Annotated in this window: 2 protein-coding genes; both read left to right on the top strand. The window is 42.3% G+C overall.

Annotated elements, in window-relative coordinates:
- On the top strand, nt 1-902 hold a 902-nt coding region (cmoB, locus tag L647_RS0100095), incomplete at its 5' end, for a tRNA 5-methoxyuridine(34)/uridine 5-oxyacetic acid(34) synthase CmoB (protein WP_024609409.1).
- 191 nt (nt 903-1,093) lie between these two features.
- The gene (purM, locus tag L647_RS0100090; protein ID WP_024609408.1) at nt 1,094-2,146 is read left to right on the top strand and encodes a phosphoribosylformylglycinamidine cyclo-ligase; all 1,053 of its coding nucleotides are present in this window, start codon (nt 1,094-1,096) and stop codon (nt 2,144-2,146) included.
- Nucleotides 2,147-2,199: the final 53 nt, after the last annotated feature.

Genomic DNA, 2,199 nt, shown 5'->3' with positions numbered 1-2,199 from the left:
CCCTTCCGGCACAATTAAAACATTGGCAGTTAGAGGCAAGCCATGGCGATTTACCTAAATGGCAAAAAGTACTTAAAAACTTGCCAGAGGTGGCGACTTCGCACGTTGATATTTCTACTAAGGTAGAAATTGGCGCCGCTGGCGAAATGAGTGATGGCGAGCAAAAGCAAACCATGCATTTATTAAAACGCATGATGCCATGGCGCAAAGGCCCATTTAGTGTGCACGGTATTGAAATAGACACAGAGTGGCGCAGTGATTGGAAGTGGGACAGACTCCTCCCTCATATTGAGCCATTAAAAGGTCGCACTGTTTTAGATATTGGTTGTGGCTCTGGTTATCATTTATGGCGTATGCGCGGTGAAGGCGCAGAGTTTGTAGTGGGTATTGATCCGTCTGATTTATTTTTATGTCAGTTTCAGGCAATTAAACACTACAACCCAGACGAAAAAGTACATTTACTGCCACTAGGCGTTGAAGCATTACCCGAGCTTAAAGCGTTTGATACGGTTTTTTCGATGGGCGTACTTTATCATCGTCGCTCACCTATCGACTTTTTAGCACAGTTAAAAGCCCAGCTACGCCCCGGCGGCGAACTCGTACTTGAAACGCTAGTAATTGAAGGCGACGAAAATACAGTACTAGTCCCTACTGATCGCTACGCTAAAATGCGCAACGTTTGGTTTATTCCAAGTACTGCAGCATTAAAACTCTGGATGGAACGCGTTGGCTTTAAAGATGTGCAAATAAAAGATTGCGCTATTACCACGCTTGAAGAGCAACGCAAAACCGATTGGATGGAAAACGAATCGTTAATCGACTTTTTAGATCCAAACGATACAAGTAAAACAATTGAAGGCTACCCCGCTCCACTTCGAGCCATATTAACCGCAAAAGCATAGCTGTTAATTTAACGCCTTTAATACTAAAAAAACGCCTACGGGCGTTTTTTTTGTTTATTTAAACAACAGACAGCGGACAAGTGTCCTTGTTAATTATTTCAAAATTACATTTGAGCTAGCCGCGACCTTGCAATTGTTGTAAAATACGCGCGTTTCTAAGCAACCCAAAACAACTATTTTGAGGAAAACCTGTGAGCGAACAAAAACAGTCTCTAAGCTATAAAGACGCGGGCGTAGATATCGACGCTGGTAATGCACTTGTTGAGCGTATTAAAGGCGTAGTTAAAAAAACTCGTCGTCCTGAAGTAATGGGCGGAATTGGTGGTTTTGGCGCACTTTGCGAAATTCCTGAAGGCTACAAGCAACCAGTATTAGTTGCAGGCACAGATGGCGTTGGTACTAAACTACGTTTAGCAATCGACTTAAAAAAACACGATACTGTTGGTATTGATTTAGTTGCAATGTGTGTAAACGACTTAATTGTTCAAGGTGCTGAACCCCTGTTTTTCCTAGATTACTATGCAACTGGTAAACTAGATATAGACACAGCAGCTGACGTAGTTACAGGTATTGGCAAAGGTTGTGAAATTTCAGGTTGTGCCCTAATTGGTGGCGAAACAGCTGAAATGCCAGGTATGTATGATGGTGAAGACTACGACATGGCAGGCTTTTGTACCGGCGTTGTAGAAAAATCAAAAATTATTGATGGCACAAAAGTAGCGGCAGGCGATCAGCTTATTGCACTTGCTTCAAGCGGTCCTCATTCAAATGGCTTCTCTTTAATTCGTAAAGTACTTGAAGTGTCAAACGCTGATACAAGCGCTGACTTTGAAGGTAAAACATTAGGCGAAACCTTACTTGAGCCTACGCGTATTTACGTAAAACCTTTACTTGAGTTATTTAAAAACGTTGACGTACATGCGCTTTCACATATTACTGGCGGCGGTTTTTGGGAAAATATTCCACGCGTATTACCCGCTTCAGCAAAAGCTGTAGTTAAAGGTGATAGCTGGCAGTGGCCACCAATTTTTAATTGGTTACAAGAAAACGGCAATATTACTACACACGAAATGTACCGTACATTTAACTGTGGTGTAGGCATGGTTTTAGTAGTCCCTGCAGACAAACTTGAGCAAAGCTTAACAATGCTAAAAGACTTAGGCGAAAATGCATGGCACCTTGGTGAAATTCAAGATGCGGCACCAGGTGAAGAGCAAGTTGAAATTGTAGGTGGTGCTAAGTAATGGCACCGACTCGTCTGGTAGTTTTAATCTCAGGTAGTGGCTCTAATTTACAA

Source organism: Pseudoalteromonas sp. TB64, from assembly GCF_000498095.1.
Classification (GTDB): domain Bacteria; phylum Pseudomonadota; class Gammaproteobacteria; order Enterobacterales; family Alteromonadaceae; genus Pseudoalteromonas.
This window is presented reverse-complemented; position numbering and strand designations above follow the sequence as displayed.